Here is a 26,481-nt window from a genome sequence, read left to right as displayed (position 1 = left end):
GTGCAGGGATCTGATGCTGCGCAGGGAACTGCCCCGGTCTGTGTTCACCCCTTGTACGGCAGTGTGGTATCACGCACCACAATGCTCAACTCGGGCAGTTCGTCCGAGTTCAGCTCCGTGTTCTCAATCAAACCCAACAGAGTCTTGACCATCTTGACACCCATCTCGTAGATGGGCTGGCGTACCGTGGTCAATGGCGGGTTGGAAAAGGTGGAGAAGGGCAGGTCGTCAAAACCGATGAGCGAGACATCCTCAGGCACCCGCAAGCCGCACTGCTTGAGCCCCAGAATGGCCCCGTAACAGGTCTGATCGTTGGCGCAGAAGATGGCGGAGAATTTCCGGCCGCTCTCCACCAGCTTCTTGACGGCATTGAGCCCGCCGACTTCGGCGAAATCCCCCTGGATGACCAGGGAGGGGTCATATTCGATACCTGCGCTCACCAGAGCCTGGCGATAGCCATGATGACGCTCGATGGCATCGTTATGATCCGGCAAACCGACGATATGGGCGATGTCACGATGACCCAGATCCAATAAATAGCGAGTCGCCATGTAGCCACCCAGCCGGTTATTGATGCTGAAGGAGTGTACCCGCTCGGTCATGATATTGTGACCTGTGGCCACAATCGGTATTTGCTGGGAAAACTCGAGCAGTGTTTGCTGATTGACGTGGCCGGTCAAAATAATAAGGCCATCAACCCGCCGGGCCACCAGCAGGCGCAACCGCTCAACTTCTTCTTCCGCATTCCAGTGACCGCTGACAATCAGCGGCACATACTCCATGCCCTGAAGAGTGTGTTCAACACCCCGCAACATTTCGTTGGAAAATGGACTCTCCACATGTTGGGTCAAAACACCCAGGGTCATGGACTGACCCGTTTTCAAATATTGCGCCATCAGGTTGGGACGAAAATTCAATTCCTGAATGGCATCTTCCACCGCCTGACGTTTATCTGCGGCCACTTTGGCCGAGCCGTTCAATATCCGGGATACAGTGCTTGCCGAGACACCGGCTCGGCGGGCGATATCATAGACAGTGGCTTTTTTCTCCTGAGCTGACTTCGACATCCCCCCTCCGTACTCGACTGTGAAAACCCCTGGTCATGGCCAGTGTTATATGAATATCTTCTTAATAAATCAGCAAGTTAGGATACCCGTTTCCCCTGGTGGTGACAAGCGATGATGCGCCTTGCCAGGGGAGGGAATGCTACTGCTGGGCGGCAAAAAAGACCTCTTTTGCCTTGGTAAAACCGGCTTGCTCGGCGGCTTTGACCCAGGCGAGCGCCTGCTCATAGTTTTTGCTCTGAACGGCAGTGCGAATATGCTGATAATAATCCAGTTCACCCAACGATTTATCGGGTGAGACCATCACGGGCGATATGGTTTTTGCGATCTGCGTCGCATTTTCAGCGGGCTCTGCGTCCAGCGTCAAATATAGGCGTCCGGTAGCAGAGTGAGGCACTTCCACATTGATGAGGCGGGCGACATCCGTGGTGCGATCATATTGCATGGCGCGCTGGAGATCGTCCGGGTTGAGCCGGGTACTGCCCTGCATGTCCTTCGCCGTGGAATAGATCACCATATAGGCGGCCCGAGCGCTGCCAATGGGGGCCGGAATGGTGAATTCCCCCTGAATGTTCTGCCCTGAAATTAACGAACGACCGTCATAACTGAATGTGGAACCGGGAATGGTTTGAACGGCGTTGTATTGCTCGTCCAGCAACAGGATGCTGGGCAGGAAGACGGTATAGTCGACCGGAATGGTTATTTTGACGCGAGTTGCCTGGCTGACTTCGGGCAGCGAGAAGGCCATTACATAGCTTTTGCCTGAATCAAATGCATAGACCTGGCTGTCGGTGCTCACATCGACCCAGCGGCTCTCCTGCCCGAGGGACTGGAAGCGAAGTTCCTTGAATGACTCGACCGCCACCTTGTTCGACAATTGTTCCCGACCTTGCTCAACCTGTTGCTGCAGGGCGGAGACTGCCGAACCTGGCGAATGCTCCGGGCCCATGCCGGCGCATCCGGCCATCAGCAGACTGACCAGGAAAGGCAGACACTGCTTCGTTCCCTTCATCGTGTTTCCTCGTATGCAATGCGGGCCCCCCAAGGGACCCGAGATTATAGTGCAGATAAGTATCGCGACCTAACCTACCACCACATGTCCGCCTGTACACCGACCAGGAAATCTTCCCGGTCTTCCTGCCAGGGGGTCTCGTTGTTGTGATCGACATAGGTCGTCAGAATGCGGATCTCCGGTGAGGGCCCCATGCCGGTATTGACGGTGAAGGTCGGCACTATGCTGACCTTGTGAGAGGTGCCACCCCGTTCGACGTTGTCGATGATCAGGTTGTTTTTCACATATCCGACTTCTGTCTGGATGGAGAAGAACTCATTGATCGGGAATACCGGGCGCAGAGATGCGGCATACCAGGAGTCATGGCCACCCAGCTCGTAGTCGTTGTACTGGTAGGAGAGGGTCGGCAGCAGATGAATATTGGCGCCATACCAGCCGCCCCAGAGGAAGAGGCGGTAGGATTGATCGCCTTCCATCACCTTGGACTGGTAGGGTTTATAGCCATCCGCCTTGTCCTGCAGTGTCTTCTGATACAGGGAGCCCTTGCGATACATCGCGGTATTGGTCAGGTTGGCACCCAGCAAGTCCCCTGAACCCAGCCCACGTCCTGCCTGGGCGATGAACTTGGAGAAGCCCCCCGGCATGAAGAAGAAGTCGTCGCGGGAATAGATGACGGTTCCTTCTGCCCCCTTGGTCGCATATTGCTTGTTATCGCCGGTGAACTCGTTGCTGGGCATCTGCTTGAGTGCAATCTCCATGTCCCAGGCACCGTAGAGGGCGCTGGTGTGGAGGGTGTGCATGGTGGCTTCAGTGCCATTGGCGCGGTCGGAGTGGCTGGTGTCGTTGCTGTTGATATAGGCAAAGTCCCACTTGCCACCCGCCATCTCCATGGCTTTGATGCCGACGCCGGTTCCCGAGTAGTCCGTGTAGAAATAGTCGGTGGTCCAGATGTAGTTCTCGCGGTCGTAATAGCGCAGGCCGCCCCACATGGTTCCGGTCGGGGTGATGCCACCCAGCTCCACATAGGTTTCTGACACACCGCTTTCGCGAGGCGCGGCTCGGGTTTGCAGGCCGTCGGCATCGGACTCCACCTTGAAGTGGATGTTGACCGACTTGTTGCTGCCCAGATCCCACAACTTGTTCAGGCCCGCTTCCCAGCTGTTGTCCAGCTCGGAGCCCAGGCGCCCCATGGTCTTGTCCATCTCATATTCGTACCCCGCCTTGGCGAAGTTGTCCTTGGCGTCAAACATCGAGCCGGCACGAATATAACCGTGGAAGCCAAAACTCTCGGCGGCATTCGATACTGCGGGCACTGCCAGCCCGCAACATGCCCCGACAAACAAGGCGAGTGACTTCAATTTCATCTTATTGCTCCAATCCGTAGAAAATTATTTTCAATCGATTTCTCGAAGATTCAATGCCTTGTCACTTGATCTGCTGGCAGGGCTGATTGCTGTCAAAGTCTGCCGGGATGGCTGTTTTCAGGGCCACGTTGGTGAAGGCGAAGCGCAGACCGGCCATGGAGTCCCAGGCCCCGCTCAGGTAGAGCGCCTTTTGCACCGAGCCTGTGTTGGCCGCTGGAATGAGAGAGGCGACCGGCAGGATGCAGCGGTACCAGGTGTCGTCATCGGGCACGATGTTGCTGTCCATGGTGAAGAAGGTGCCAAAGTCCGGGCCTGCGGTACCGTCCATGCGGATCTGGATGTTGGGGGAGTCACCGTAGCTGGAGACTTTCAGGTCGAGCAGCATGGCGCCGTCCTGATAGGCGGAGAGATCCCCATTGGCGCTGTCGGTCCCGAGGAAGGCGGCGCCATTGCCTGGCAGGTCCATGGTGATGACCTGGTTTTCATCGGTCAGGGTGCCGCCGAAGCTGGCTGCCGGGTAATCGGCGCTGCGGTCCTGGGCCTGGCTCTTGTCACCGGAGTAGTAGAGTGCGGCATCGGTGGCCACCAGCGCGGGGGCATTGTTGACACCGGAGCCTGTGTCCGGATTGGTACCTGGATCGGTGCCAGGATCGGTTCCCGGGTCGGTGCCTGGGTCTGTGCCCGGGTCGGTAGCGCCGCCAGGCGCTTCACAGGTGACCGGGTCGACAACGGGCTTGGCCGAGGTGGTGAGCAGGTACTTGATGTTGGTGATTTCGTAGTTGAAGGCTTCTTTGGTGGCCAGGTGGAACGGTGTGCCCACAGTGGCGAGGTTGATGGCCGTGGCACCGGGGAAGGGCTTCATGCAGTTGATGGGCAGCGTGAGCGTTTCCCAGTCGCCCGAACCGGTCAGGGCGCTGGCAATGGGCAGGCTGCTGCGGTTGGGATACTCGTTGTCGATGGAGGCATTGAGCACTTCCGGCACCTTGCTCTTGGTCCGCAGCTGGAACTCGATGAAACCGGAGGCGTATTTGCTCAGGTTCAGAGGGGTGGCGGATTTGAGCATGAAGGTGCCATCTCCGTCACCGGCTACCTGCACATCGGCGGTGTCATCGGTACCGGCATTGTTGATGAGCACGGCGCTGATGCTGGTCATGGCGACGGGAGAAGCGGTGACCGGTTGCAAGCTCCAGTTGTCCTTCTCTGACTGGATGCTGGGGGTTGTACCCCCATTGGCACCGACCCCGAACAGGATCAGGGTGCTGTCGCCAGGGGGCGTGGTGCCACCGTTGTCGCCACCGTTATTACCACCGTTGTTGCCACTATTCGAGTCGATATTATCGGCCCCACCACACCCGCCAAGCAGGGCAGCGGCGATCAACGACGCCAAAAGTCCTTTTTTTGATGCATTCATACTGACCACTCCAATCAATGGGAAAAATATCCACCGCGATGAACCGTCAAGACTCAAACAGACGCTATGCAATCGATGCCAAGACAAATCATGCTGGCTTCATTTTCTTGAAATCGATTTCCAATGCAATGCTTATCCCCTGTGATGATCAAAGTTTGTGTTTCAAATCACAGAAAACGTGTCCTGATGACCAGCTGATGGGATGTGCAAGAAAGAGTTATCTTTAAATAAAAAGAGTTCATGATGTTGTTTTTAATGGTTTATTTCATTTTTCTCTTGAGGCTGACGATCAGAGGGAAAGTATCGGAGTAGATCTGCAATGTATCTGAGGTGATTGCGATGTGTCGATTTCTGAGCAACACTTAAATTGACTTCGATTTCATGGTGTATTGAATGAGACTCAGGCTGTCATCAACCTTGCGGGGGCCTCTCCAGCGGTTCAGGCACCAGGAGTGTCCAGCCTTGACTGGTGATGGCAGACAGCATGCGGTCGATGAGGCCAAGGGAGTCGGCCGTCAGAGCGATGCTGAGGCCGGGTTCCGGCAGGGTTGGCACCGACCCGGGATGGTGCAAGCCCCCTGTGCCAGATAGCAGATCGCAATCTTGGAGAAGACCAAGGATGCGCTGGCGACGGAGGGCTGGTCACAAGTCCTGGAGAGGCAACCCGCGATAAGGCCACCCCCGCAGCATCGGCCATGAACCACAGGCCCGGCACCATGGCGTGCTCATCCTCTTCGAAGGAACGCAAAATGGTACCAGGCATGCATTGCATGATCATCGCCTCCCCAGGGCCAGCAAACCCGCACAGCGGTCAGCATGATCGGTGCTGTGCTCGCTGTGTCCGCCAGGCCTGAATGCGCGCCTGGGTACCGATGACGAAGACAAAAAAGACCGGCACGAAGAAGATGGCCAGCAGGGTGCCGCTGATCATGCCGCCGAACACGCCGGTGCCGATGGCATGCTGGGTCTCGGCGCTGGCACCGCTGGCAAGCATCAGCGGCACCACGCCGAGGGTGAAGGCGAGCGACGTCATCAGGATGGGGCGCAGACGCAGGCGTGCGGCGGTCACCGCAGCGTCAAGCAGCGAGCGTCCTTCGCCGTGCAACTGGCGGGCAAACTCCACGATGAGGATGGCGTTCTTGGCCGACAGCCCGATGATGGTGATCATGCCCACCTTGAAGAAGACGTCGTTGGGCATGCCGCGCAGCATCACCGCCGCCACGGCGCCGAGCAGGCCCAGGGGGACCACCAGCATCACGGAGAGCGGAATGGACCAGCTCTCGTAGAGCGCGGCCAGCACCAGGAAGACCACCAGCGCCGACAGCAGCATCAGCAGGGGGGCCTCGGCCGCCGACTGGCGCTCCTGCAGCGACTGTCCCGTCCAGGCCAGGGCGAAGCCTGGCGGCAATTGCGCCACCAGGCGATCCATTTCCGCCATCGCGGCGCCACTGGAAACCCCGGGGGCGGCACTCCCGGAGAGACGCACGGCGGGGAAGCCCTCGAAGCGCATCATCTGTTGCGGCGACTGGCGCCAGGTCGGCGTCACCACCTCCCGCAGGGGCACCATGCCGCCGCTGGCATTGCGCACCCGCAGGCCGAGTACGTCATCGAGCTGCATGCGCGCCGACGCGTCGGCCTGCAGGATGACCTGCTGCATGTGCCCGCCGTTGGGAAAGTCGTTGATATAGAGCGATCCCATCGCCGCCGACAGGGTGCTGCTCACGCTGGTGAACGAGAGTCCCATGGCCTCGGCCTTCTGCCGGTTGATCTCGAGGTGAATGCTCTCGCCGGGGGGAAGGCTGTCGGGATAGACATCGCTCACCACCTTGCTGTTGGCGGCCAGCGCCAGCAGTTGCGCCTGGGCGGCCTGCAGCGCGGCCTCCCCCTGGTTGGCCCTGTCTTGCAGGAAGAGCGTGAAACCCGAAGAGGTGCCCAGTTCGTCGATGGCGGGCGGCAACAGGCTCATCACAGTACCTTCCTTGCTGTTGGCCATGGCGGCCTGTGCCAGCTCTGCCTCTTCGGCAGCCGTGGCACCATGGCGCTGGTCCCACTCTTTGAGCATGGTGAAGGCCATGGCCGCATTGGGGCCGGCGCCGGAGAAGCTGAAGCCTTGCACCACCAGGTTGGTGTCCAGCGCCTCGCGAGAGGCCACATGAGCCTCGAAGGCCTTGACCACCTCAAGAGTACGCTCGCTGGTGGCGCCGGTCGGCAACTGGATGGAGGTCATGAAGTAGCCCTGATCCTCGTCCGGCAGAAAGGAGGAGGGCAGCTGGGTGGCCGCAATGGCCAGCACGGCGCAGAGGGCGGCGAAGGTGACCATTATGCGTCCGCTGCGCCCGACCAGCCGGGTGACCCGAACGCCGTAGCCTGCGGTGAGCCGCTCGACGCCCCGGTTGAAGGCGCCGAAGAAGCTGCGCTTCTCATGGTGATCCGGGCTGACCGGACGCAGCAGGGTGGCGCAGAGCGCCGGCGTCAGGGTCAGGGCGAGGAAGGCGGAAATCAGGATCGACACCGCCATCGACAGGGTGAACTGCTGGTAGATGACCCCCACGGAGCCGCTGCCGAACGCCATGGGGATGAACACCGCCGTGAGCACCAGAGTGATGCCGATCACCGCCCCGGTGATCTCCTTCATGGCCCGCGATGTCGCCTCTCGGGGCGATAGCCCCTGGGTGGCCATCAGGCGCTCGACGTTCTCCACCACCACGATGGCGTCGTCGACGATGATGCCGATGGCCAGCACCATGCCGAACATGGTCAGGGAGTTGATCGAAAAACCGGCCAGCAGCATCACCGCGAAGGTGCCAAGCAGGGCGATGGGGGCGACGATGGCCGGGATCAGGGTGTAGCGCAGGTTCTGCAGGAAGAGGAACATCACCAGAAACACCAGCACCATGGCTTCCAGCAGGGTGTGGATCACCTTGTCGATGGAGACCTTGACGAAGGGGGCCGAGTCGAACGGGATGGAGTAAGCCATGCCCGCCGGCAGGGTTGGCGAGAGCTGGGCAAGGCGAGTGCGTACCGCATCGGCGGTGCGCACGGCGTTGGCGCCGGGGGAGAGCTGGATGGCGGCGCTGGTGGCAGCCACCCCGTTCTCGCGGTTGGAAAAGGCGTAGGATTGCGCCCCCAGCTCGACCCGGGCCACGTCACCCAGCACCAGCTTGGCGCCATCACTACCGGCCCGCAGCACGATGGCGGCGAACGCCTCGGGAGTGGTCAGCTGCCCCTGTACCGTGAGGGGAACCGTCAGTCGCTGGCCAGGCAGGGCGGGTTCGTCGCCGAGGCGCCCCGGTGCAATCTGCACGTTCTGCTGCTCGATGGCCTGCGCCACCTCGCTGATGGTCAACCCGTAGGCGGCGAGCTTGCCCGGATCCACCCAGATGCGCATGGCCTGCTCGGCGCCGAACAGCTGCACTCGCCCCACGCCGTCGATGCGGCGCAGCTCCTGCACGATATTGCGGGCCATGTAGTCGTTCAGCGCGACCTCATCGAAGCGGCCATCCGGTGAAGTCATGCCGACCATCATCAGAAAGCCGGACGAGGCGGACTCCACCTGCAGGCCGGTTTGCCGCACCGCCTGTGGCAAGCGAGGCTCGACCGCCTTGATGCGGTTTTGCACGTCCATCTGGGCCAGCTCCGGATCGGTGCCCGGCTTGAAGGTGGCGGTGATCTGCGCGCTGCCGGAGGCATCTACCGACGACTCGAAGTAGAGCAGGTTCTTCACCCCAGACAGCTCGCGCTCGATAAGGCTCACCACCGCATCGTTCAGGGTCTGCGGCGTGGCGCCCGGATAGGTGGCATAGAGGGTCACCGACACCGGCGCCACCGAGGGATAGCGGGAGATGGGCAGCTTGGGGATGGCGATGACCCCCGCCAGCACGATGAAGAGGGCGAGCACCCAGGCAAACACCGGGCGATGAATGAAAAACTGCGGCATGAAATGTCTCCGATTCAACGGTTACCGGCGTCAGCCTGCTGGCTGACGGCGGGGGATTGCCAGGGATGGGCAATGACTTGCGTCCCCGGGGTCAGGCGGTCGATCCCCTCGATCACTACCCGCTGTCCGGCGTTGAGCCCGGACGTGATGCGGTACTGGCTATTCACCAATTCAGCGGTGTTGACCGGAACCAGTTGTGCCTGCCCCTGGCCATCCACCACCCACACGCTGGTCTGGCCCGATGTGCGCACCACCGCCTGTTGAGGCACACTCAGGGCGTTGGCATAGTGAGCCCGGGGAATGCGCGCCTGCACGTAGAGGCCGGGCAAGAGCCGCCGCTTCGGGTTGTCCACCAGTACCCGCAGCAGTACGTCACCGGTACCGGCATCCACCTCGATGCCGGAGAAGAGGATGTGCCCCTGCATGCCGAGCGGCTTGCCGTCGCTGCCGAGGATGTCCACCGCCAGTTCCGGTGCCGTCGAGCCAGCCTGCTGGCGCAGGGTGTCGAGCACAGAGGCCGGTTGACGCACATCGACGTAGACCTGATCGATCTGCTGGATCCTGGCCATGGGGGTGGCGTCGGTGGGGGACACCAGGGCCCCTTCACTCACCAGCGCCTGATCGATGCGCCCGGCGATGGGGGCCTCCACGCTGGCAAATTGCAGGTTCAGCTGGTGCCGGGCCAGGGTCGCCCTGGCCTGAGCCACGTCGGCGGCCGCCTGATCACGCTGGGAGACCGCATCGTCATAGGTCTGGCGGCTGATGGCCTCGGTGCGCAGCAGCGGCACCAGACGGTCAATCTGGATACGGGCGCGAGCCAGAACGGCCTCCGCGCGCTGCAATGCCGCGGCGGCGCTGTCGACATCCGCCTTGAAGGGGGCCGGATTTATCTGGAACAGCACTGTGCCTGCGCCGATTTCGGCGCCCTGCTCGAACAGGCGGCGCTGCACGATGCCGCTGATCTGGGCGCGAATCTCGGCGCTGCGCACCGCCGCCACCCGGGCGGGCAGATCCTCGCTGATGACCAGGTCCTGACCTGCCAGCGTCATCACCGACACCTGAGGAAGGACCGGCGCATCTTGCGCTTGCGACGCCCCATCGCAACCCGCCAACCCGAATACGGCAATGACGGCGAGCAGGGCGCCCGCATACCGCTGTTTGACAAACATCATACTCACCTCGTTAAACCGTCTCCCTGGCATGGTGTTGCCGCGAGAGCACATCGAGCGGGCATTATGGAGAGGGGCTATTGCGAATGATTCGAGGCTTTGTGGAGAATCCATGGAGGCGGTGATAAAGTTCAAGCCCCCCATTTTCGAGTCCGACCATGTCGTATCTTCCTGCTTCCGCCAACCCGGCGGCCCAGTCACTGGTACTGATTGCAGAGGATGAAGCCGAGATAGCCGACATCCTCGCCGCTTACCTGCAACGCCACGGATTGCGCACCCTGCATGCCGCCGATGGCCGCGAAGCCCTGGCCATGCACCAGACATGCAAACCCGATCTCCTGCTGCTGGATGTGCAGATGCCGCAGCTCGATGGCTGGCAGGTGCTCAGCGAGATCCGGGCCCGTGGCGACACGCCGGTGATCATGTTGACCGCTCTGGATCAGGACCTCGACAAGCTGATGGGGCTGCGCATGGGGGCGGATGACTATGTGGTCAAACCCTTCAACCCGGCCGAAGTGGTGGCTCGGGTACAGGCGGTGCTCAGACGCAGCCAGGCTGCGAAACAGACCACGGCCCGGGTGCTGCGGGTCGGCCCCTTCCAGATCGATCTGGAGAGCCACGAGGCCAGCATTTGCCGCGATGAGGGGCAGCAGATGCTGGATCTGACCCTGACCGAGTTCAAGTTGCTCGCCTCTCTGATGCGGGCACCCAAGCGGGTGTTCAGCCGCGCCGAACTGCTGACCCACTGCCTGCCGGAGGGGGATACCCAGGAGCGCACGGTGGACAGCCACATCAGCAAGCTGCGCAAGAAGCTGGAGGCACAGGGCATCCAGGGGGTGCCCGCCAGTGTCTGGGGCGTCGGCTATCGCTTCGGGGGCGATGCGTGACATCGGCACCCGGCCTGCGCAGGCAAATCATCCGCTCCCTGGGGCTGATGGCGCTCGGCATCATCTGCCTCGCGGTGATCGGCACCTATGTGTTCTACGCCATTGCCGTGACCTATGTGCCTGGCAGCATCTCCGAGAGCTGGATGCCCTCCAGGGTCGAGATGATCTGGATTGGCTCGACCATTCTCATTGCATTGGGGATGGCGCTGTACGTGGCAGTGCGCCTCTCTCGGCGCATCCTGACTCCCCTCAATTCGGTGGCAACCAGCCTGCGCGAGGTGGCAGAGGGCAAGCTCGATGCGCGCGTGCCGCTGGATGAACAGGCGATCGGGGAGACGGCGCAACTGGTGCGGGACTTCAACACCATGGCCGAACGGCTGCAGAGCATGACCCGTGAGCGGGAGTTCTGGAATGCCGCCATCGCCCACGAATTGCGCACCCCGGTGACCATCTTGCGTGGCCGCTTGCAGGGGCTGGCCGAAGGGGTATTTCCGCCAGAACGTGCGCTCTTTGAAGGTTTGTTGCGCCAGGTGGAGGGATTGACCCACCTGATCGAAGACTTGCGGGTACTCAGTCTCAACGACAGCGGCCACCTGGAGTTGCAACGAGAGGAGATCAGGCTGGCCGACGAGCTTGCCGTGGTGCTTGAGGCGTTTGCCACCCCTCTGGCCGCGAGCGGTTTCACCCTCAAACGGGAGCTCGATGCCGAGCTCTGGGTCTGTTGCGATGCACTTCGCATCCGTCAGGTCCTGATGGCGCTGCTGGAAAATGCCCAGAAGCACGCGGTGCCGGGCATGCTGACCGTGCGCCTGCATCGTTCTGGCGCCCAGTGCATCCTGAGCGTGGAAGACGAAGGGCCCGGCATCAGCGAGGAGGTCGCCGCCCATATCTTCGAGGCGTTTCGCCGGGGGGATCCGTCACGCTCGCGCAAGAGTGGCGGCAGCGGGCTCGGGCTGGCCGTGGTCAAGGCGATTGCCGAGGCCCACGGCGGCAGTGCGGTCTGCCAATCCGGCGGGCGGGGCGGCACCCTGTTCCTGCTTTCCTGGCCCCTCTTGCACCCTGACGGCAGGTCATGACCCCGCATTGCCGCATCGGCTCGGGATGGGCGCGCCGAGGCGCGTGTGTTGACTGTGATCCAACAGCCCAAAAAAAGCCCATCTCATGGGGGGAGACGGGCTTTTTTTATGGCTTGCAGGCAGCGCCCTCTTGGGGCGCGCCGGGATCAATGCTCGGCCAGCAGGGGCTCTCCCTCCTGGCGTTTGTCGTGGATGGCAAAGCGATCGACCAGGGTGGCACTGGCGTCGTTCAGGCCGATGACCGCCACCTCTTTCCCCTCACGGCGGAACTTGATGACCACCTTGTCGAGGGCCGTGATGGCGGTGATGTCCCAGAAGTGGGCGTGCGTCAGGTCGATGACCACCTTCTCCACTTCCTCCCTGAAATCGAAACCGGCCAGGAACTGCTCGGCGCTGGCAAAGAAGAGCTGGCCCCGCACCAGATAGGTACGCACGGCGCCGCTGCGCTCGCTGTCGCTCTTGACCAGCATGACGCGGGCAACCTTGTGGGCGAAGAAGAGGGAGGCGAGCAGCACCCCCACGAAGACCCCGAGTGCCAGGTTGTGGGTCGCGACCACCACGGCGACGGTAGTCACCATCACCAGGTTGGTGGAGAGGGGGTGGCTCTTCAGGTTGCGTACCGACTCCCAGGAAAACGTGCCGATGGAGACCATGATCATCACGGCCACCAGGGCTGCCATGGGGATCTGACGGATCCACTCATCCATGAAGACCACCATCAGGATGAGCAGGGTCCCCGCCACGAAGGTGGAGAGGCGGCCGCGGCCACCGGATTTGATGTTGATGACGGACTGGCCAATCATGGCGCACCCCGCCATGCCTCCCAGCAGACCGGCGCCGATGTTGGCGATCCCCTGACCCTTGCACTCGCGGTTGCGATCGCTTGGGGTGTCGGTCATCTCGTCGACGATGGCTGCCGTCATCATGGACTCGAGCAGTCCCACCACCGCCAGCCCCGCTGAATAGGGGAAGATGATGGCCAGGGTCTCCAGATTGAGGGGGACGTCGGGCCAGAGGAAGACCGGCAGGGTATCGGGCAGCTCGCCCATGTCGCCCACGGTACGGATGTCGATGCCCAGGATGATGGCCACCGCCGTCAGGATGACGATGCACAGCAGGGGGGAGGGGAGCAGTTTGCCCACCACGGGAACGAGCGGGAACAGATAGATGATGCCAAGCCCGGCTGCGGTCATGGCGTAGACCTGCCAGGTGACGTTGGTGAGCTCGGGCAGCTGGGCCATGAAGATAAGGATGGCCAGGGCGTTGACGAAGCCGGTCACCACGGAGCGGGAGACGAACCGCATCAGGCTGCCGAGCCTGAGGTAGCCCGCCGCTATCTGGAAGAGGCCGGTGAGCAGGGTGGCCGCCAGCAGATACTGCAGGCCATGTTCCCTGACCAGGGTCACCATCAGGAGCGCCATGGCGCCGGTGGCGGCGGAAATCATGCCGGGACGACCGCCGACGAAGGCGATGACCACGGCGATGCAGAAGGAGGCATAGAGGCCGACCTTGGGGTCGACGCCCGCAATGATGGAGAAGGCGATGGCCTCCGGGATCAGCGCCAGGGCGACGACGATGCCCGACAGCAGATCGCCCCGTATGTTGGAGAACCACTCTTGTCTTGCACGTTCCAGCATGGGGATTTTCTCGCTCGTTGAGGATCCATGGCCACAGGCCCGCAAATCAGGGGGAATGGCGGGGATCACAGGGTTGGATTGGCTGTTGATGGTCGGGTAAACCGGCCGGTCGGCATAACCGGAGTCAGGCGGCAGAGGCCGCACAGGGCAGGGTCAGGGCGGCGTGACGGCCACCCCAGAGCACATAACAGGCATAAGGGGCGCATGTTAACAGCCGGTGCCAGGCCGGGGAAGCCCGGATTGTTTTATCTAGCACAAGAGCAGCCAACATAGACCAAACAAGGGGGCTCTGTCGCTTTCATCGGAGTGCCCGATGCGGTTATGGCGATACCGAAGGGAGGAGGATCATGGGACCGGCCACCGCGTGAGCAGCCTCGTCACCGCGCAGTACCCGTACTATCTCGAGGGCGAACTCGATGGCGGTACCCGGGCCCTGGCTGGTGATCAGGCGATGGGCTTCATCGGTCACTACCCGCGCCGTGCTCAATTGTGTCGCGGGCAGACGGGCCTGAAAGCCCGGATGGCAGGTGGTGCTCGCATCCCCCAGCAAGCCGTGATGGTGCAGTACCACGGCGGGTGCGGCGCAGATGGCGGCGCGCCAGCGGCCGAGGCCTGCCTGCTCCCGTAGCAGGTCGATGGCGAGGGGGGTGTCGCGGATCACTTCGCTGCCGGGCAGACCGCCCGGCACGACCATGGCATCGAAGTCACGGGTGGTCAGCTCGTCGAGATGGCAATCCGCCACCAGTTGCACCCCGCGAGAGGCGCGGATCTGGCGCGCTCCAGTGGGGCAGCAGGAGGCCAGCACCACATCGATGCCACCCCGAACCAGGGTATCGACGATGGCAACCGTCTCTATCTCTTCCGACCCGGGGGCCACCAATACCAGTATGCTCATCTAGCACTCCTTGCTTGCCAGCAGCTCTGCTCAGCGCTTCTCTTTGACGGCCTGATAGAGGCCCTGATTGACCGGCACCGCGATACCGTGAAGGGCGGCCTTGTTCAGCAGGAAGCCGGTGATGGCTTCGATCTCGGTCTCGCGGCCCTGTTCCATGTCCTGATACATGGAAGAGTAATTGTCGGCGGTGAGCTCCACCACCATCATGACACGGCGCAACAGCTCTTCGCTGCCGGTAGGCTGACCTTCAGCCCGCATGACGTCAGCCACTTCCACGCAGATTTGCTGCAGGGCATCGGCAAAACGCGGACCAGCCAATTCGCCGTTCTTGAGCTTGTAGAGCGCGGTGAGGGGATTGATGGCGCAGTTGACGGCGAGTTTCTGCCACTGGCGTGTCAGGATCTGCTCATCCCAGCCGGCCTGACCCAGGGCGCTGGCCAGCTCGTCGGCGAGGTGGGCATGGGCACGGGCCGCTTCGTTGACAGGGCCCAGCCAGGTCTCCCCCTTGCCGGTGTGGCGGAACACGAAGTGGCCGCTCTGCATGGCGCCATGGCTGGTGACGCCGGCGATCACGGGGTTGTCGGGGAAGAGTGCGACCACCTGATCGGCGATCCCCATGCCGTTGTGCAGCAGCACGATGGGCACCCCTGCCGCCAGTTGCCCGACCAGGGGAGTGAGGGCCGATATCACCTGCCCCGCCTTGGTCATGACCAGCAGGCGTTTGATGTTGCCCGGCTTGTCGATGAAGGCGCGTTCGATGGCCAGGAGCTGGGTATGCCCCTCAAGGGAGGTAAAGTCGACGCCGGGGTGCAAGGTGGCACGATGGCGCTCGCGCAGCAGGAGGCGGGTTGCTTGGCCGCTTTGGGTCAACAGGGAGGCGAAGACGCCGCCCAGGGCGCCGCAGCCCAGCAAGGTCCACTCGGGAGAGACAGGGTGACGGCGTGTTTTCAGGTTGTTGTCGCGTAATCCGCTTGGCATGAAGAGGCTCGATCATGGGAAGGGCTGCCATCCTGTCAACCGCCAACCCGGGATAAGGGAAGATGTCGCTTGGTGAATACCTGGAACCGGTGCATGAGCTGACTGCCGGGTCGTGCTCAAGGCTCATGCGCAACCAGGGAGCCTCATGTATGCATGACCATACGGGTTCCTGGGCTGCACTTCACCGAGTGTCGGACCTCTCGCGACCGCTCCTGGACGGGTTCTAACGGGTCTCACCATTCCTGTGCGCAGGGGATTCTAGCAGAGCAATCCCATCGAAATCAGCAAATTTGCCCGTTTTCTGGTAGATTTGCCCACCTGTCAGCACAACCTGAAGTACAGCATGAGGAGCCCGGCTATGCCGTCATTCGATATTGTCTCTGAAGTCAAAATGAACGAGGTGTTGAACGCCGTTGATAACGCCAACCGTGAACTGGCGACCCGTTTCGATTTTCGTGGTGTGGAAGCCAGCTTCGAATTGAACAAGGAAGAAGTGAAGCTGGAAGCCGACGCCGATTTCCAGCTCAAGCAGATGGTCGAGATCCTGCGCGGCGCCCTGCTCAAGCGCCAGATCGAGAACAGTTCCATGGACGTGGGTGACAGCGTCCACTCCGGCAAGCGTTTCCACCTGACCGTGAAGTTCAAGCAGGGGATCGACAAGGAAGTGGCCAAGAAGCTGGTGAAGCTCATCAAGGATTCCAAGATCAAGGTGCAGGCCGCCATCCAGGGCGACGAGGTGCGGGTCACCGGCAAGAAGCGCGACGATCTGCAAGAGACCATGGCTCTGGTGCGTGGCGCCGAACTGGGCCAGCCGATGCAGTTCCAGAACTTCCGCGATTGATGGCGAACGGGGAGGGCGCGGCTCTTCTCCCGCTGCCAGCATGAGGGCATAAAAAAACCGGAGCAGCTGCTCCGGTTTTTTTGTGTCCGTGTGACGAGTTCGATTAGAACTTGTAGGTCACGGAGAAGTAGTGGCCGAAACCAGTGGTCTTCAGACCGTAGGAACCGTTCTGGATGCCGTAGATGTCGTTGAAGTACTTCAGACCGTAACCGACGGCGTAGCGGTCGGAGTGCCAGTACAGGCCGTTGAACATGGCGGTACCGTCGGTGGAAGTGTCCTTGGCATCAAACAGGTGATCCAGGTAACCCTGATAGGCTACGAAGCTGCCGTTGGAGAAGGTGTAGAAAGGCTTGAACCAGTTCATGGAGAACTGATAGCCGTTCCAGCCCTGCTCGCCACCGCCTTCATTGACGTGACGGGCATACAGGTTCATGCCCATTTTGCCGAACCAGGGCACCATGACGTCTGCACCCAGACCGGTCATGGCTTCAAACAGACCATCCGGACCACCTACGTTGATCAGGTTGGCGATGTAGACTTCCTGCACCGGGCCGAAGGAGAGATCTTTGCCGGTCATGGCATCGATGGAGATGCGCGGTGCAAATTTGATGAACAGGTTGTCCTGGTTGTGCTTGTCGTCGTGACGGTTCTGGAAGATGTCGAATACGTCGACGTAACCGTACAGATCGAAGATACCGGAACGGCCACCAAACTCCATTTCGAAGTAGGTATCGTTGTAACCACCTTCGGACTCAGCGTAGGGCAGCTGGTCGATGGTGTGCATCACGTTGAACTGGAACCACTTGTAGTCGTTCTTGTGGATGTCGCCGCTGTAGTCGGCAGCGATGGCCGGAGTGGCGGAGGCAGCCAGCAGACCGGCAGCGATCAGAGTCTTGGTAAATTTGGCCATTTTATTGGTCTCTTGTGCGTTAGTTGAGGTTTTCCGTAGCCTGCCCACAAGGAGCGGGAGGGATTCTAGCCAAATAAATTCAGCGGATAAACAAGCACCAGGGAACTTTGTCAGGATTTGTGAATCTAATCACCCCCTAAAATGCGCAAACGCTTGCTATTTGTGCGTTTGTGGTGACAAGGTGCTGCCTCGTTTGGCAACCATGATGATCAGTATCATCACCGGAATGCCGAGCAGGCTGGTGCCGATGAAGAAGTGGCTGTAGCCGATCAGCTCGACCACCCGACCGGAGAAACCCGCAAGCAGCTTGGGCAGCAGCAGCATGATGGAGCTGAACAGCGCGTACTGGGTGGCCGAGAAGGCCACGTTGGTCAGGCTCGACAGATAGGTCACAAACGCAGCCGTCGCGATGCCGGCGCTGAGGTTGTCCAGCGAGATGATGAGGGTCAGCAGCTCCAGGTTGTGGCCCACCTCGTTGAGCAGGGCGAACAGCAGGTTGGTGCTGGCGGTCAGCACGGCGCCGAGGAACAGGATGCGCAGGGTGCCGAAGCGCATCACCAGCACCCCACCGAGCGCGGCCCCCACCAGCGTCATGATAACCCCGTACACCTTGGTGATGGTGGCCACTTCCGTCTTGCTGAATTGCAGGTCCACATAGAAACTGTTGGACATCACCCCCATCACCACGTCCGAGATGCGATAGCAGGCGATAAGCCCGAGGATCAGCAGGGCCGAGGAGCCGTAGCGGCGGAAGAAGTCGGCGAAGGGACACCAGATGGCCTCGTAGGTCCAGGCCCCCAGCCCGGCCAGCATGGGTGACCAACCCCGTGCCAGCAGGGTGGCTTTGCGCGCCATCTGCTGCTCGTCCTGACTCTTGAGATCGATCTGCGGCTCGTGACTCATCAGGGTGGTGAGGATGCCAAGAGACATCAGCCCTCCCATCAGCAGATAGGTGAGCTGCCAGCCGCGATAGTCATAGTCGCTGTTGCTGCCGAGCCAGGCCGCCAGCGCCAGCGCCCCCGCTCCCGCCATGATCATGGCGAGTCGATACCCCGTCATATAGGAAGCGGCCATGGCCGCCTGCAGCCGCTCGGGAGCAGATTCGATGCGATAGGCGTCGATGACGATGTCCTGGGTGGCAGAGGAGAAGGCAACCAGCAGGGCGAAGAGGGCCAGCTGGGCGAGCTGGGTCTTGGGATCGCAATAGGCCATGCCGACCAGGGAGAGGGCGATCAGCACCTGGGAGAACAGCATCCAGCTGCGTCGCCGCCCAAGCAGCCGTGACAGCAGGGGCAGGGGCAGCCGATCCACCAGGGGCGACCACAGCCACTTGAAACCGTAGGCCAGCGCTACCCAGCTCATGTAGCCGATGTCGGTCAGGCTGACATCCGCCTCGCGCAGCCAGAACGAGAGGGTGCCAAAGACCAGCAGCAAAGGCAGGCCGGAGGAGAATCCCATGGCAAACAGGATGAGTACCCGCGCTTCCAGATAGACGGCGAGGGCATCTCGCCAGCGGGTGGCGCGGCCCGGTGTGTGGCTGGGCGGGCGGAGATTGTTCAACTGCCTGACTCCTCTGGGAAAAGGGGATCATTTTGTCAGGTTCGGCAGGCCTAGCCAAGGCAAGCCGAGGGGGGAGCGGCAGGTTTCAGGGGCGCGAGCCGATGCAGTGGTGCGGGCAGGGACCCTCGGCGGCGAGAAAATTGGCGCAGGCCATGAGTTGCAGACGCAGCGTGTCATCACAGAGGAGGTGCTGCTCATCCCACAGGTGCAGGCTGTGAAGCAGATGCCAGAACACCCCTTCTTGCTCGTTGGCGGGGGCTTTGTCCATGGGGATCACGCAGAGCGCCTGCCAGTGGGAGAGGAGCTGCCAACTCAAGTCCTCCAGCTGCTGATAGGGAATCTTGCGTGCCAGAAAATGGCGAACCGCCTGGGCCAGCGGGCCGGCGTGTTGGGTTATGTAATCATGACAGGTCACCGGCTCCTCCTTCTGGTTCTGCTCCCCGATGCGTGGCACGCATCGGGGAGCAGAGTATAGAAAAAGAGACCGGTGACCCGTTCAGGGACGCGGTGGAATGTGATCCGGGCCGCGTTATTTGTCCGCGAGCAGCACCACTTTCTTCAGGATGATGGGGCTGGTGGGGACGTCGTTGGCACGCAGGATGGAGCTGTAGCCGGTCTGGACCTGGGCCAGTTTGTCCAGCACCTCCATCCCCTTCACGACCTGGCCGAACACGGTGTAACCGGCGCCGGCATTGGCGTTGAGGTTGTCGTTGTCCACCAGATTGAAATAGAACTGGCGAGTGGCGCTGTCGACCGCCTGGGTGCGGGCCATGGCGATGGTGCCGCGCTTGTTGGGCAGGCCGCCTCTGGACTCGTTGACCACGGGATCGAAGGTCGGCAGGGGCTGGAACTGCTGGTTGTAGCCTCCACCCTGCACCACGAAGTTCTGGATCACCCGGTGGAACAGGCTGCCGTCATAGCTGCCGTCTGCCACGTAGCGCAGGAAGTTCTTCACGGTCTGGGGCGCCTGTTTGGGGGCCAGCTCCACGACGATGGTGCCATGGTTGGTCTCCATCTGGACTTTTTGACCGGCAAAAGCCAGGGGGGCGATCAGGGTGACCAGTAACCAGAGTTTCTTCATTTATATGTCCTCGCTCAGCTCGGCTGACCCTTGAGATAACCGCGCAGCGCCTCGTCGGCCATGATCTGCTGCAGCACGCTGCCCAGTTGCTGGTTCAGAGTGGACTCCAGATCGGCCATGCTCGGCTCGCCCGGGCCCTCCTTGCTGGAGGACATGTTGAACTGCTTGGTCAGCTTGCTGCCCTGGAAGTCGGCAATCACCTGCAGGCTGACGCGGGACTTGGTGACATAGGTGAAGGTCTTCTCTTCCACGGTGACGGCGGCAGTGGAGATGGCCAGCGTCAGGTTGGTGGTGCCGCTGTTGCCCACTTCCAGGCCCTGGCTGCGCAGCCCTTCCGCCAGTTTTTCAGCCAGCAGGCTGTTGAGAGGCTGACTGCTGTTTACCAGCACAGGGGCCTTCTCTTTTTTCTTGATGGAGAAGACATAGGCGGCTTCACGCTTGTCCACCCCTTCCATGGTGATGCGGTTGCCGGAGTAGTACTGCTGGTTGGAGGGGATGACTTGCGGGTTGAGCAGGGCGCTCTCGGGCCAGTGAGTAGCACAACCGCCCAATACCAGAGCGGCCAGCAGCAAGAGTGACTTTTTCATCATGGGTTTCCTTTAGCTTTATCTTTAGCGTTTGATGGCTTTCAAAATAACGAATTTGCTGTTCGACGCAACGACTTGTGCGTTGCCAAACAGGCGCTTGAGTTTGTTGTGATAGTCCAGATGACGGTTGCCTACTATCCAGAGTTCGCCCCCCTGAGGCAACACCCGGTGGGCATCGCTGAACATCTGCCAGGCGATGTGATCGGTGATCGCCTGCAACTGATGGAAGGGGGGATTGCAGAGGATCCTGTCCGCTGCCCCGACGGGAACGTCATCGAGACAGTTGTTGACCATGAAGTGGGCACGGGGCAGGGCATCGGGCCGGTTGTGCTCGATGTTGAGCCGTGCGGACGCCACCGCCATCCGGGATTCGTCGATGAAGGTCACCTCCACCTCGCTGTCCCGCGCGAGCAGGGAGAGCCCGAGCACGCCATTGCCACATCCCAGATCGATCACTCTGCGGGCACTGTGGATGGGCAGGTTGTCCAGCATGAAGCGGGCGCCGATATCCAGGCTGGTGCGCGAGAACACGTTGGCATGGTTGTGGATGAGCATGTCGGTACCTTCCAGCGGCCAGACGGTCGGGAAGGGACTGGTCAGGGACGGGCGCTCGGCGACCGGGGTGCAATGAATGAGGCGCGCCTTCTTCCAGGCGAGCGAGGTGCGGGTCTCCCCCAGATACTTTTCGAACAGCTTGAGGGTGGAGGTGTGGATGTCCTTGGCCTTGCCGGCAGCAATGATGCGGGTCGCAGGGGTCACGACCCCGCGCAGGGCAAGCAGTTGCTGCTCCAGCAGCGCCTGATACTTGGAGACCTTGATCACCACCAGGGCGGGGGCATCGGGCAGGGGGGCCAGCGCATCCTGCAGGGTGATTGCGTGGGGATCCAGCCCGTTTTCCGCCAGGTTGGCCAGGGTGGCCCGCTCGCTGATGTGGGAGTCGGTCACGCAGACGGGGGCGTGGGCATGCAGATAGCCGGCCAGGGCGCCGAAGCCGTCGTTCATGATGATGACGGGGCCGTCAGGTGCCTGCTGCGATTCGGCAAGGTGGCTTATCAGATACTCGTCCGCCGCATCCCAGGCCTGCAGGGGGTCCTGGCTCTGCCGTGGGTAACGATACAGGGTCAGGCGGCAGTGGGCCGTGTCGAGCAGGGTTTGCATAGGCAAGAGTCCAACGTGTGATTGATGAATGGCGACCGTCTGCCCCGTGTTGCCCGGCAGCGGTGAAAGTGGCGCTATTCTAGCGGCGGCGGAGAAATTCACCAGTCCGGTGCGGCGAGAGCGAGCGGATCCTTCGTACCTGATGCATCGGGCGCACAACCCTGGCTACAATGGCCGGATATTCAACGAGGAGTCCTTACCGTGAGCATGCAACAACAGATAGAGGCCAAGCTGGCCGCCGCGCTCTCCCCGAGCCACCTGGAAGTGATCAATGAAAGCTACATGCACAGGGTGGCACCGGGCTCCGAAAGCCACTTCAAGGTAGTCGTGGTGAGCCAGGCGTTTGAGGGACAGCGTTTGCTGGGGCGCCATCGTCAGGTGAACGGGGTGCTGGCCGACGAGTTGGCGGGAGCCATTCATGCATTGGCGTTGCATACCTATACCGAATCCGAGTGGCAGGCCAGGGAGCAGGCGCCAAAGACGCCGGGTTGCGTCAGCAAATCCCCCTTTGCGTGAGCCGTTGGACCTTCTGATGGCGCCTTCCTCGGGCCATTAACAGCGCTATCACGAATGGTGTGCGGCCAGGGATGAGGGGTGTAGCATTATTTTTTCTAATCCTTTTCCTTATGTCTGAAAATACCTCTATATGGTTAGTTTTGCGAAAAGTCCTTTAAAACCACGGTTTGCAAGGACGTGCGCGAAATATTCAGTGAAGGTTAATTTTGTGATAGGGCGGGGATTTTCCCCATTTGGCGTGGCGGCTAACTCGCCTAGGGTGGTAAACTCAGGCGCTTTTGAATGATCCTGTATGTTGCTGATTTGTTTATTTCTTCGACAGCTTTCCGCGATGTTGACGGGCTCATTCAACAACTCGTCGTGATGTATTTCTCGGCGCTAACCAACCTGTCTTCCCTTAACGGTAGTGCAAGTGAGTATGATTACAATTAAAAGAGGACTGGACATCCCCGTGCTGGGTGCTCCGGAGCAAGTAATCTACGATGGCCCGGCCATCACCCGTGTTGCTACACTCGGCGAAGAGTTCGTGGGGATGCGTCCTACTATGTTTGTCAAAGTAGGTGATCGCGTCATTAAAGGTCAGGAGCTCTTCGAAGATAAGAAGAATCCCGGCGTTAAATTCACGGCCCCTGCCACCGGTGTGGTTTCTGAGATCAACCGTGGTGCCAAGCGTGTTCTCCAGTCCGTCGTCATCGACATCGATGGGTCCGACGAGCAGGTGACCTTTGAGCATTTTGCCTCCGCCGAGCTGGCACAGCTCGAGCGTAGCAAGGTGCAGGAGATCCTGGTCGCATCAGGCCAATGGACCGCGCTGCGTACCCGCCCGTTCAGCAAGGTGCCTGCCGTGGGTTCCACCCCGCGCGCCATCTTCGTCACCGCCATGGACACCAACCCGCTGGCCGCCAGTGCGGAGCTGATCATCAAGGAACAGGCCCAGGCCTTCCTCGACGGTCTGGCCGTGCTGACCCGCCTGACCGATGGCACCGTCTACGTCTGCAAGGGCGAAGGCAGCCTGCCGCACGCCACTCTGGCCCAGGTCAAGGAAGAGGTGTTTGTCGGTCCGCATCCTGCCGGTCTGCCGGGCACCCACATCCACTTCCTGGATCCGGTCAGTGCCAACAAGGTGCAGTGGCACATCAACTACCAGGACGTGATCGCCTACGGCAAGCTGTTCACCACCGGCCAGATCTTCACCGACAAGGTGATCGCCCTGGCTGGCCCGAACGTGATCAAGCCGCGCCTGCTGCGCACCCGCATGGGCGCCTGCCTCAGCCAGTTGACCAACAACGAGCTGCGCGCAGACGAGAACCGCATCATCTCCGGTTCCCTGCTGAGCGGTGCCAAGGCTGACGGGGTCCATGACTACCTGGGTCGCTTCCACAATCAGGTGAGCGTGCTGGGCGAAGGTCGCGAGAAAGAGTTCATGGGCTGGGTCAAACCCAGTGCCAACAAGTTCTCCATCACCCGTACCACCCTCTCTCATCTGATGAAGGGCAAACTCATCAACTTCACTACCACCACCAACGGTAGTGACCGCTCCATGGTGCCTATCGGCAACTATGAGCGCGTGATGCCGCTCGACATCCTGCCGACCCTGCTGCTGCGGGATCTGATCTCCGGCGACACCGACAGCGCACAGGCGCTCGGCTGCCTGGAGCTGGATGAGGAAGATTTGGCGCTCTGTACCTTCGTCTGCCCCGGCAAGACCGAGTACGGCCCAGTCTTGCGTGAGTGCCTGACCAAGATCGAACTGGAAGGTTAAGCGATGAGTTTCAAGCAACTTCTTGAAAATATGGAACATCACTTCGAGCCGGGTGGCAAGTACGCCAAGTACTATGCCCTGTTCGAAGCGGCGTACACCCTGTTTTATACCCCGGGTTCCGTGACCCGCAATGCCGCCCACGTCCGTGACGCCATCGATCTGAAGCGCATGATGATCATGGTGTGGCTGGCCGTGTTCCCGGCCATGTTCTGGGGTATGTACAACGTCGGCAACCAGTCCATCGCCGCCATCGCCCACCTGGGCAGCGCGGCCGGTGCCGATACCTGGCAATACACCCTCGCCACCCTGTTCGGCGCATCGCTGGATCCGGCCGTGGCCGGTGTCGGCAGCAAGATGCTGATCGGTGCGGCACACTTCTTCCCGATCTACATCACCGTCTTCATCGTCGGTGGTTTCTGGGAAGTGCTGTTCGCCATGGTGCGCAAGCACGAGATCAACGAAGGCTTCTTCGTGACCTCCATCCTGTTCGCCCTGATCGTGCCGCCCGAGCTGCCCCTGTGGCAAGCTGCCCTGGGTATCACCTTCGGCGTGGTGCTGGCCAAGGAAGTGTTCGGTGGTACCGGCAAGAACTTCCTGAACCCGGCGCTGGCGGGTCGTGCCTTCCTGTTCTTCGCCTACCCGGGTCAGATCTCCGGTGATGCGGTCTGGGTTGCCGTCGACGGCTTCTCAGGCGCAACCGCGCTGAGCCAGTGGGCACAGGGCGGCCAGATGGCGCTGATCAACGGTGCAACCGGTGAAGCCATCAGCTGGATGGACGCCTTCCTCGGCAACCTGCCGGGCTCCATCGGCGAAGTCTCCACCCTGATGATCCTCATCGGTGCGGCCATGATCGTCTACATGCGTATCGCCTCCTGGCGCATCATCGCCGGCGTGATGGTGGGCATGGTAGCGACCTCCCTGCTGTTCAACGTCATCGGTTCCGATACCAACCCCATGTTCAACATGCCGTGGCACTGGCACCTGGTGCTGGGTGGCTTCGCGTTCGGTATGGCCTTCATGGCGACCGATCCGGTCTCCGCTGCCTTCACCAACAAGGGCAAGTGGTGGTATGGCGCCCTCATCGGCGTGATGGTCGTGCTGATCCGGGTCGTGAACCCCGCCTTCCCGGAAGGCATGATGCTGGCCATTCTGTTTGCCAACCTGTTTGCCCCCTTGTTTGACCATTTCGTGGCGCAGGCGAACATCAAGCGGAGGATCGCTCGTGGCGTTTAATAAAGACTCTACTACCGGCACGCTTGCCGTAGTGACCGGTCTGTGTCTGGTCTGCTCCATCGTGGTCTCCGTGGCTGCCGTGGGTCTGCGTCCGGCCCAGCTGGAAAACAAGGCGCTGGACAAGCAAAGCAACATCCTGTCCGTCGCCGGCGTCGACGTCAGCACCGTGGCCAAGCGTGACCTGGCCAAGCTGTATGGCGACAAAATTGAAGCGCGTCTGGTGGATCTGACCAGCGGTGAGTTCGTTGACGGCGACGCCGACAACTTCGACACCAAGGTTGCCGCCAAGGATCCGGCCCAGAACATTCGTCTGGCCCCGTCCGACGACAAGGCTGGCCTGCGTCAAATCTCCAAGCTGGTCCCCGTGTTCTTCGCGAAGGACGCCGAGGGCAAGGTCGACAACATCATCCTGCCGATCTACGGCCAGGGTCTGTGGTCCACCATGTACGCCTTCGTAGCGGTCGCGGCCGATGGTCAGACCATCAAGGGCATCACCTACTATGACCACGGTGAAACCCCGGGTCTGGGTGGCGAGATCGAGAACCCGGCCTGGCGCGAGCTGTTCGTCGGCAAGAAGCTGTTCGACCAGAACGGTCAGCCTGCGCTGCGGGTGATCAAGGGCCATGCTCCGGCTGGTTCCGAGCATGAAATCGACGGCCTGTCTGGTGCAACCCTGACCGGTAATGGTGTACAGCACACCTTCGACTTCTGGATGGGCCCCAAGGGCTTCGGTCCCTTCCTGGCCAAGGTACGTGCAGGAGAAATCAACAATGGCTGACAAGAGCGAAATGAAAAAGTTGCTGTTGACGCCTGTGCTCGGCAACAACCCCATCGCACTGCAGGTGCTGGGTGTCTGTTCCGCGCTGGCCGTTACCAGCCAGATGAAGACGGCGTTCGTGATGACGCTGGCCGTTACCGCGGTCACCGCCTTCTCCAACCTGTTCATCTCTCTGATCCGCAACCAGATCCCTAACAGCGTGCGGATCATCGCCCAGATGGCGGTGATTGCCTCGCTGGTTATCGTGGTTGACCAGGTGCTCAAGGCGTATGCCTACGACATCTCCAAGCAACTGTCGGTGTTCGTCGGTCTCATCATCACCAACTGTATCGTGATGGGTCGTGCCGAAGCCTACGCCATGAAGAGTGCCCCGCTGCCCTCCTTCCTGGACGGTATCGGCAACGGTCTGGGTTATGGCGCCGTGCTGCTGACCGTGGCCACCGTGCGCGAGATCCTGGGTTCCGGCACCTGGTTCGGCATCGAGCTGCTGCCGCTGGTGAACAATGGTGGCTGGTATGTGCCCAACGGCCTGCTGCTGCTGCCGCCGAGTGCGTTCTTCATCATTGGTCTGATCATCTGGGGCGTGCGCACCAAGGATCCCAAGCAGGTGGAGGCGAAGGATTAA

Annotated in this window: 23 protein-coding genes; 8 read left to right on the top strand and 15 right to left on the bottom strand. The window is 61.1% G+C overall.

All coding sequences use genetic code 11. The annotated features are described in order from the left end of the window. Positions 1 to 44 precede the first annotated feature (44 nt). From I6L32_RS01405 to I6L32_RS01380, 6 genes are all read right to left on the bottom strand, one after another. Positions 45 to 1,067 (bottom strand): LacI family DNA-binding transcriptional regulator, encoded by a 1,023-nt coding sequence (locus tag I6L32_RS01405; RefSeq protein ID WP_039041338.1) that lies wholly within the window; start codon positions 1,065 to 1,067, stop codon positions 45 to 47. A gap of 139 nt (positions 1,068 to 1,206) precedes the next feature. After that, on the bottom strand, positions 1,207 to 2,076 hold the full coding sequence (locus tag I6L32_RS01400; RefSeq protein WP_216944549.1) for a MalM family protein: 870 nt from the start codon (positions 2,074 to 2,076) through the stop codon (positions 1,207 to 1,209). 74 nt (positions 2,077 to 2,150) lie between these two features. Then, positions 2,151 to 3,440: a carbohydrate porin gene (locus I6L32_RS01395; protein ID WP_039041336.1), complete on the bottom strand. Its 1,290-nt coding sequence runs from the start codon at positions 3,438 to 3,440 to the stop codon at positions 2,151 to 2,153. A 61-nt stretch (positions 3,441 to 3,501) separates the two neighbouring features. Next, positions 3,502 to 4,851 carry a putative glycoside hydrolase gene (locus I6L32_RS01390; RefSeq protein WP_216944548.1) on the bottom strand — a complete coding sequence of 450 codons (1,350 nt, stop codon included), beginning with the start codon at positions 4,849 to 4,851 and terminating at the stop codon, positions 3,502 to 3,504. A gap of 811 nt (positions 4,852 to 5,662) precedes the next feature. Next, a complete protein-coding gene (locus I6L32_RS01385) occupies positions 5,663 to 8,788 on the bottom strand; it encodes a multidrug efflux RND transporter permease subunit (protein WP_216944547.1) in 3,126 nt (1,041 codons plus the stop codon). 14 nt (positions 8,789 to 8,802) lie between these two features. Beyond that, on the bottom strand, positions 8,803 to 9,960 hold the full coding sequence (locus tag I6L32_RS01380) for an efflux RND transporter periplasmic adaptor subunit (RefSeq protein ID WP_216944546.1): 1,158 nt from the start codon (positions 9,958 to 9,960) through the stop codon (positions 8,803 to 8,805). A gap of 155 nt (positions 9,961 to 10,115) precedes the next feature. Here I6L32_RS01380 and I6L32_RS01375 point away from each other — a divergent pair, with 155 nt between their 5' ends. Continuing rightward, positions 10,116 to 10,844 carry a response regulator gene (locus I6L32_RS01375; RefSeq protein ID WP_048208200.1) on the top strand — a complete coding sequence of 243 codons (729 nt, stop codon included), beginning with the start codon at positions 10,116 to 10,118 and terminating at the stop codon, positions 10,842 to 10,844. Next, on the top strand, positions 10,841 to 11,920 hold the full coding sequence (locus I6L32_RS01370; protein ID WP_216944545.1) for an ATP-binding protein: 1,080 nt from the start codon (positions 10,841 to 10,843) through the stop codon (positions 11,918 to 11,920). Before I6L32_RS01375 ends, I6L32_RS01370 begins: the two co-directional genes overlap by 4 nt. A 146-nt stretch (positions 11,921 to 12,066) precedes the next feature. On the opposite strand, the gene I6L32_RS01365 is transcribed toward I6L32_RS01370, so the two are convergent. From I6L32_RS01365 to I6L32_RS01355, 3 genes are all read right to left on the bottom strand, one after another. Next, entirely contained in the window at positions 12,067 to 13,557 is a 1,491-nt protein-coding gene (locus tag I6L32_RS01365) for a SulP family inorganic anion transporter (protein ID WP_216944544.1), read from the bottom strand. 319 nt (positions 13,558 to 13,876) lie between these two features. Further along, on the bottom strand, positions 13,877 to 14,452 hold the full coding sequence (locus I6L32_RS01360) for a DJ-1 family glyoxalase III (protein ID WP_124814165.1): 576 nt from the start codon (positions 14,450 to 14,452) through the stop codon (positions 13,877 to 13,879). A 30-nt stretch (positions 14,453 to 14,482) separates the two neighbouring features. Further along, a complete protein-coding gene (locus tag I6L32_RS01355) occupies positions 14,483 to 15,430 on the bottom strand; it encodes a ketopantoate reductase family protein (RefSeq protein WP_124814167.1) in 948 nt (315 codons plus the stop codon). Between the two features lie 358 nt (positions 15,431 to 15,788). Here I6L32_RS01355 and I6L32_RS01350 point away from each other — a divergent pair, with 358 nt between their 5' ends. Continuing rightward, complete coding sequence (locus tag I6L32_RS01350) at positions 15,789 to 16,271, top strand: YajQ family cyclic di-GMP-binding protein (protein ID WP_010673357.1); 483 nt, start codon at positions 15,789 to 15,791, stop codon at positions 16,269 to 16,271. A gap of 103 nt (positions 16,272 to 16,374) precedes the next feature. On the opposite strand, the gene I6L32_RS01345 is transcribed toward I6L32_RS01350, so the two are convergent. The 6 genes from I6L32_RS01345 to I6L32_RS01320 form a co-directional block, all read right to left on the bottom strand. Further along, positions 16,375 to 17,181 carry an outer membrane protein OmpK gene (locus I6L32_RS01345; RefSeq protein WP_124814169.1) on the bottom strand — a complete coding sequence of 269 codons (807 nt, stop codon included), beginning with the start codon at positions 17,179 to 17,181 and terminating at the stop codon, positions 16,375 to 16,377. A gap of 156 nt (positions 17,182 to 17,337) precedes the next feature. Further along, positions 17,338 to 18,639 carry an MFS transporter gene (locus tag I6L32_RS01340; RefSeq protein WP_254203897.1) on the bottom strand — a complete coding sequence of 434 codons (1,302 nt, stop codon included), beginning with the start codon at positions 18,637 to 18,639 and terminating at the stop codon, positions 17,338 to 17,340. Between the two features lie 187 nt (positions 18,640 to 18,826). Further along, the gene (locus tag I6L32_RS01335) at positions 18,827 to 19,156 is read right to left on the bottom strand and encodes a hypothetical protein (RefSeq protein ID WP_216944542.1); all 330 of its coding nucleotides are present in this window, start codon (positions 19,154 to 19,156) and stop codon (positions 18,827 to 18,829) included. A 114-nt stretch (positions 19,157 to 19,270) separates the two neighbouring features. Continuing rightward, a complete protein-coding gene (locus tag I6L32_RS01330; protein ID WP_010673361.1) occupies positions 19,271 to 19,822 on the bottom strand; it encodes a peptidylprolyl isomerase in 552 nt (183 codons plus the stop codon). A 14-nt stretch (positions 19,823 to 19,836) separates the two neighbouring features. Continuing rightward, entirely contained in the window at positions 19,837 to 20,409 is a 573-nt protein-coding gene (locus I6L32_RS01325; RefSeq protein WP_039040711.1) for a YajG family lipoprotein, read from the bottom strand. A gap of 24 nt (positions 20,410 to 20,433) precedes the next feature. Continuing rightward, complete coding sequence (locus tag I6L32_RS01320) at positions 20,434 to 21,567, bottom strand: methyltransferase (protein ID WP_216944541.1); 1,134 nt, start codon at positions 21,565 to 21,567, stop codon at positions 20,434 to 20,436. A 207-nt stretch (positions 21,568 to 21,774) separates the two neighbouring features. On the opposite strand from I6L32_RS01320, the gene I6L32_RS01315 reads away from it, so the two are divergent. From I6L32_RS01315 to I6L32_RS01295, 5 genes are all read left to right on the top strand, one after another. Beyond that, positions 21,775 to 22,083 (top strand): BolA family transcriptional regulator, encoded by a 309-nt coding sequence (locus I6L32_RS01315; protein ID WP_010673364.1) that lies wholly within the window; start codon positions 21,775 to 21,777, stop codon positions 22,081 to 22,083. 418 nt (positions 22,084 to 22,501) lie between these two features. Next, entirely contained in the window at positions 22,502 to 23,845 is a 1,344-nt protein-coding gene (locus tag I6L32_RS01310) for a Na(+)-translocating NADH-quinone reductase subunit A (RefSeq protein WP_216944540.1), read from the top strand. Positions 23,846 to 23,848: 3 nt separating this feature from the next. Continuing rightward, positions 23,849 to 25,078: an NADH:ubiquinone reductase (Na(+)-transporting) subunit B gene (locus I6L32_RS01305; RefSeq protein ID WP_216944539.1), complete on the top strand. Its 1,230-nt coding sequence runs from the start codon at positions 23,849 to 23,851 to the stop codon at positions 25,076 to 25,078. Next, positions 25,068 to 25,856, top strand: a complete 789-nt coding sequence (locus tag I6L32_RS01300; protein WP_216944538.1) for a Na(+)-translocating NADH-quinone reductase subunit C — start codon at positions 25,068 to 25,070, stop codon at positions 25,854 to 25,856. The genes I6L32_RS01305 and I6L32_RS01300 overlap by 11 nt, the downstream gene beginning before the upstream one ends. Continuing rightward, positions 25,849 to 26,481, top strand: a complete 633-nt coding sequence (locus I6L32_RS01295) for an NADH:ubiquinone reductase (Na(+)-transporting) subunit D (protein ID WP_005303545.1) — start codon at positions 25,849 to 25,851, stop codon at positions 26,479 to 26,481. The genes I6L32_RS01300 and I6L32_RS01295 overlap by 8 nt, the downstream gene beginning before the upstream one ends.

Origin of the sequence: Aeromonas sp. FDAARGOS 1402, from assembly GCF_019046925.1 — a bacterium.
GTDB lineage: Bacteria > Pseudomonadota > Gammaproteobacteria > Enterobacterales > Aeromonadaceae > Aeromonas > Aeromonas caviae.
This window is presented reverse-complemented; position numbering and strand designations above follow the sequence as displayed.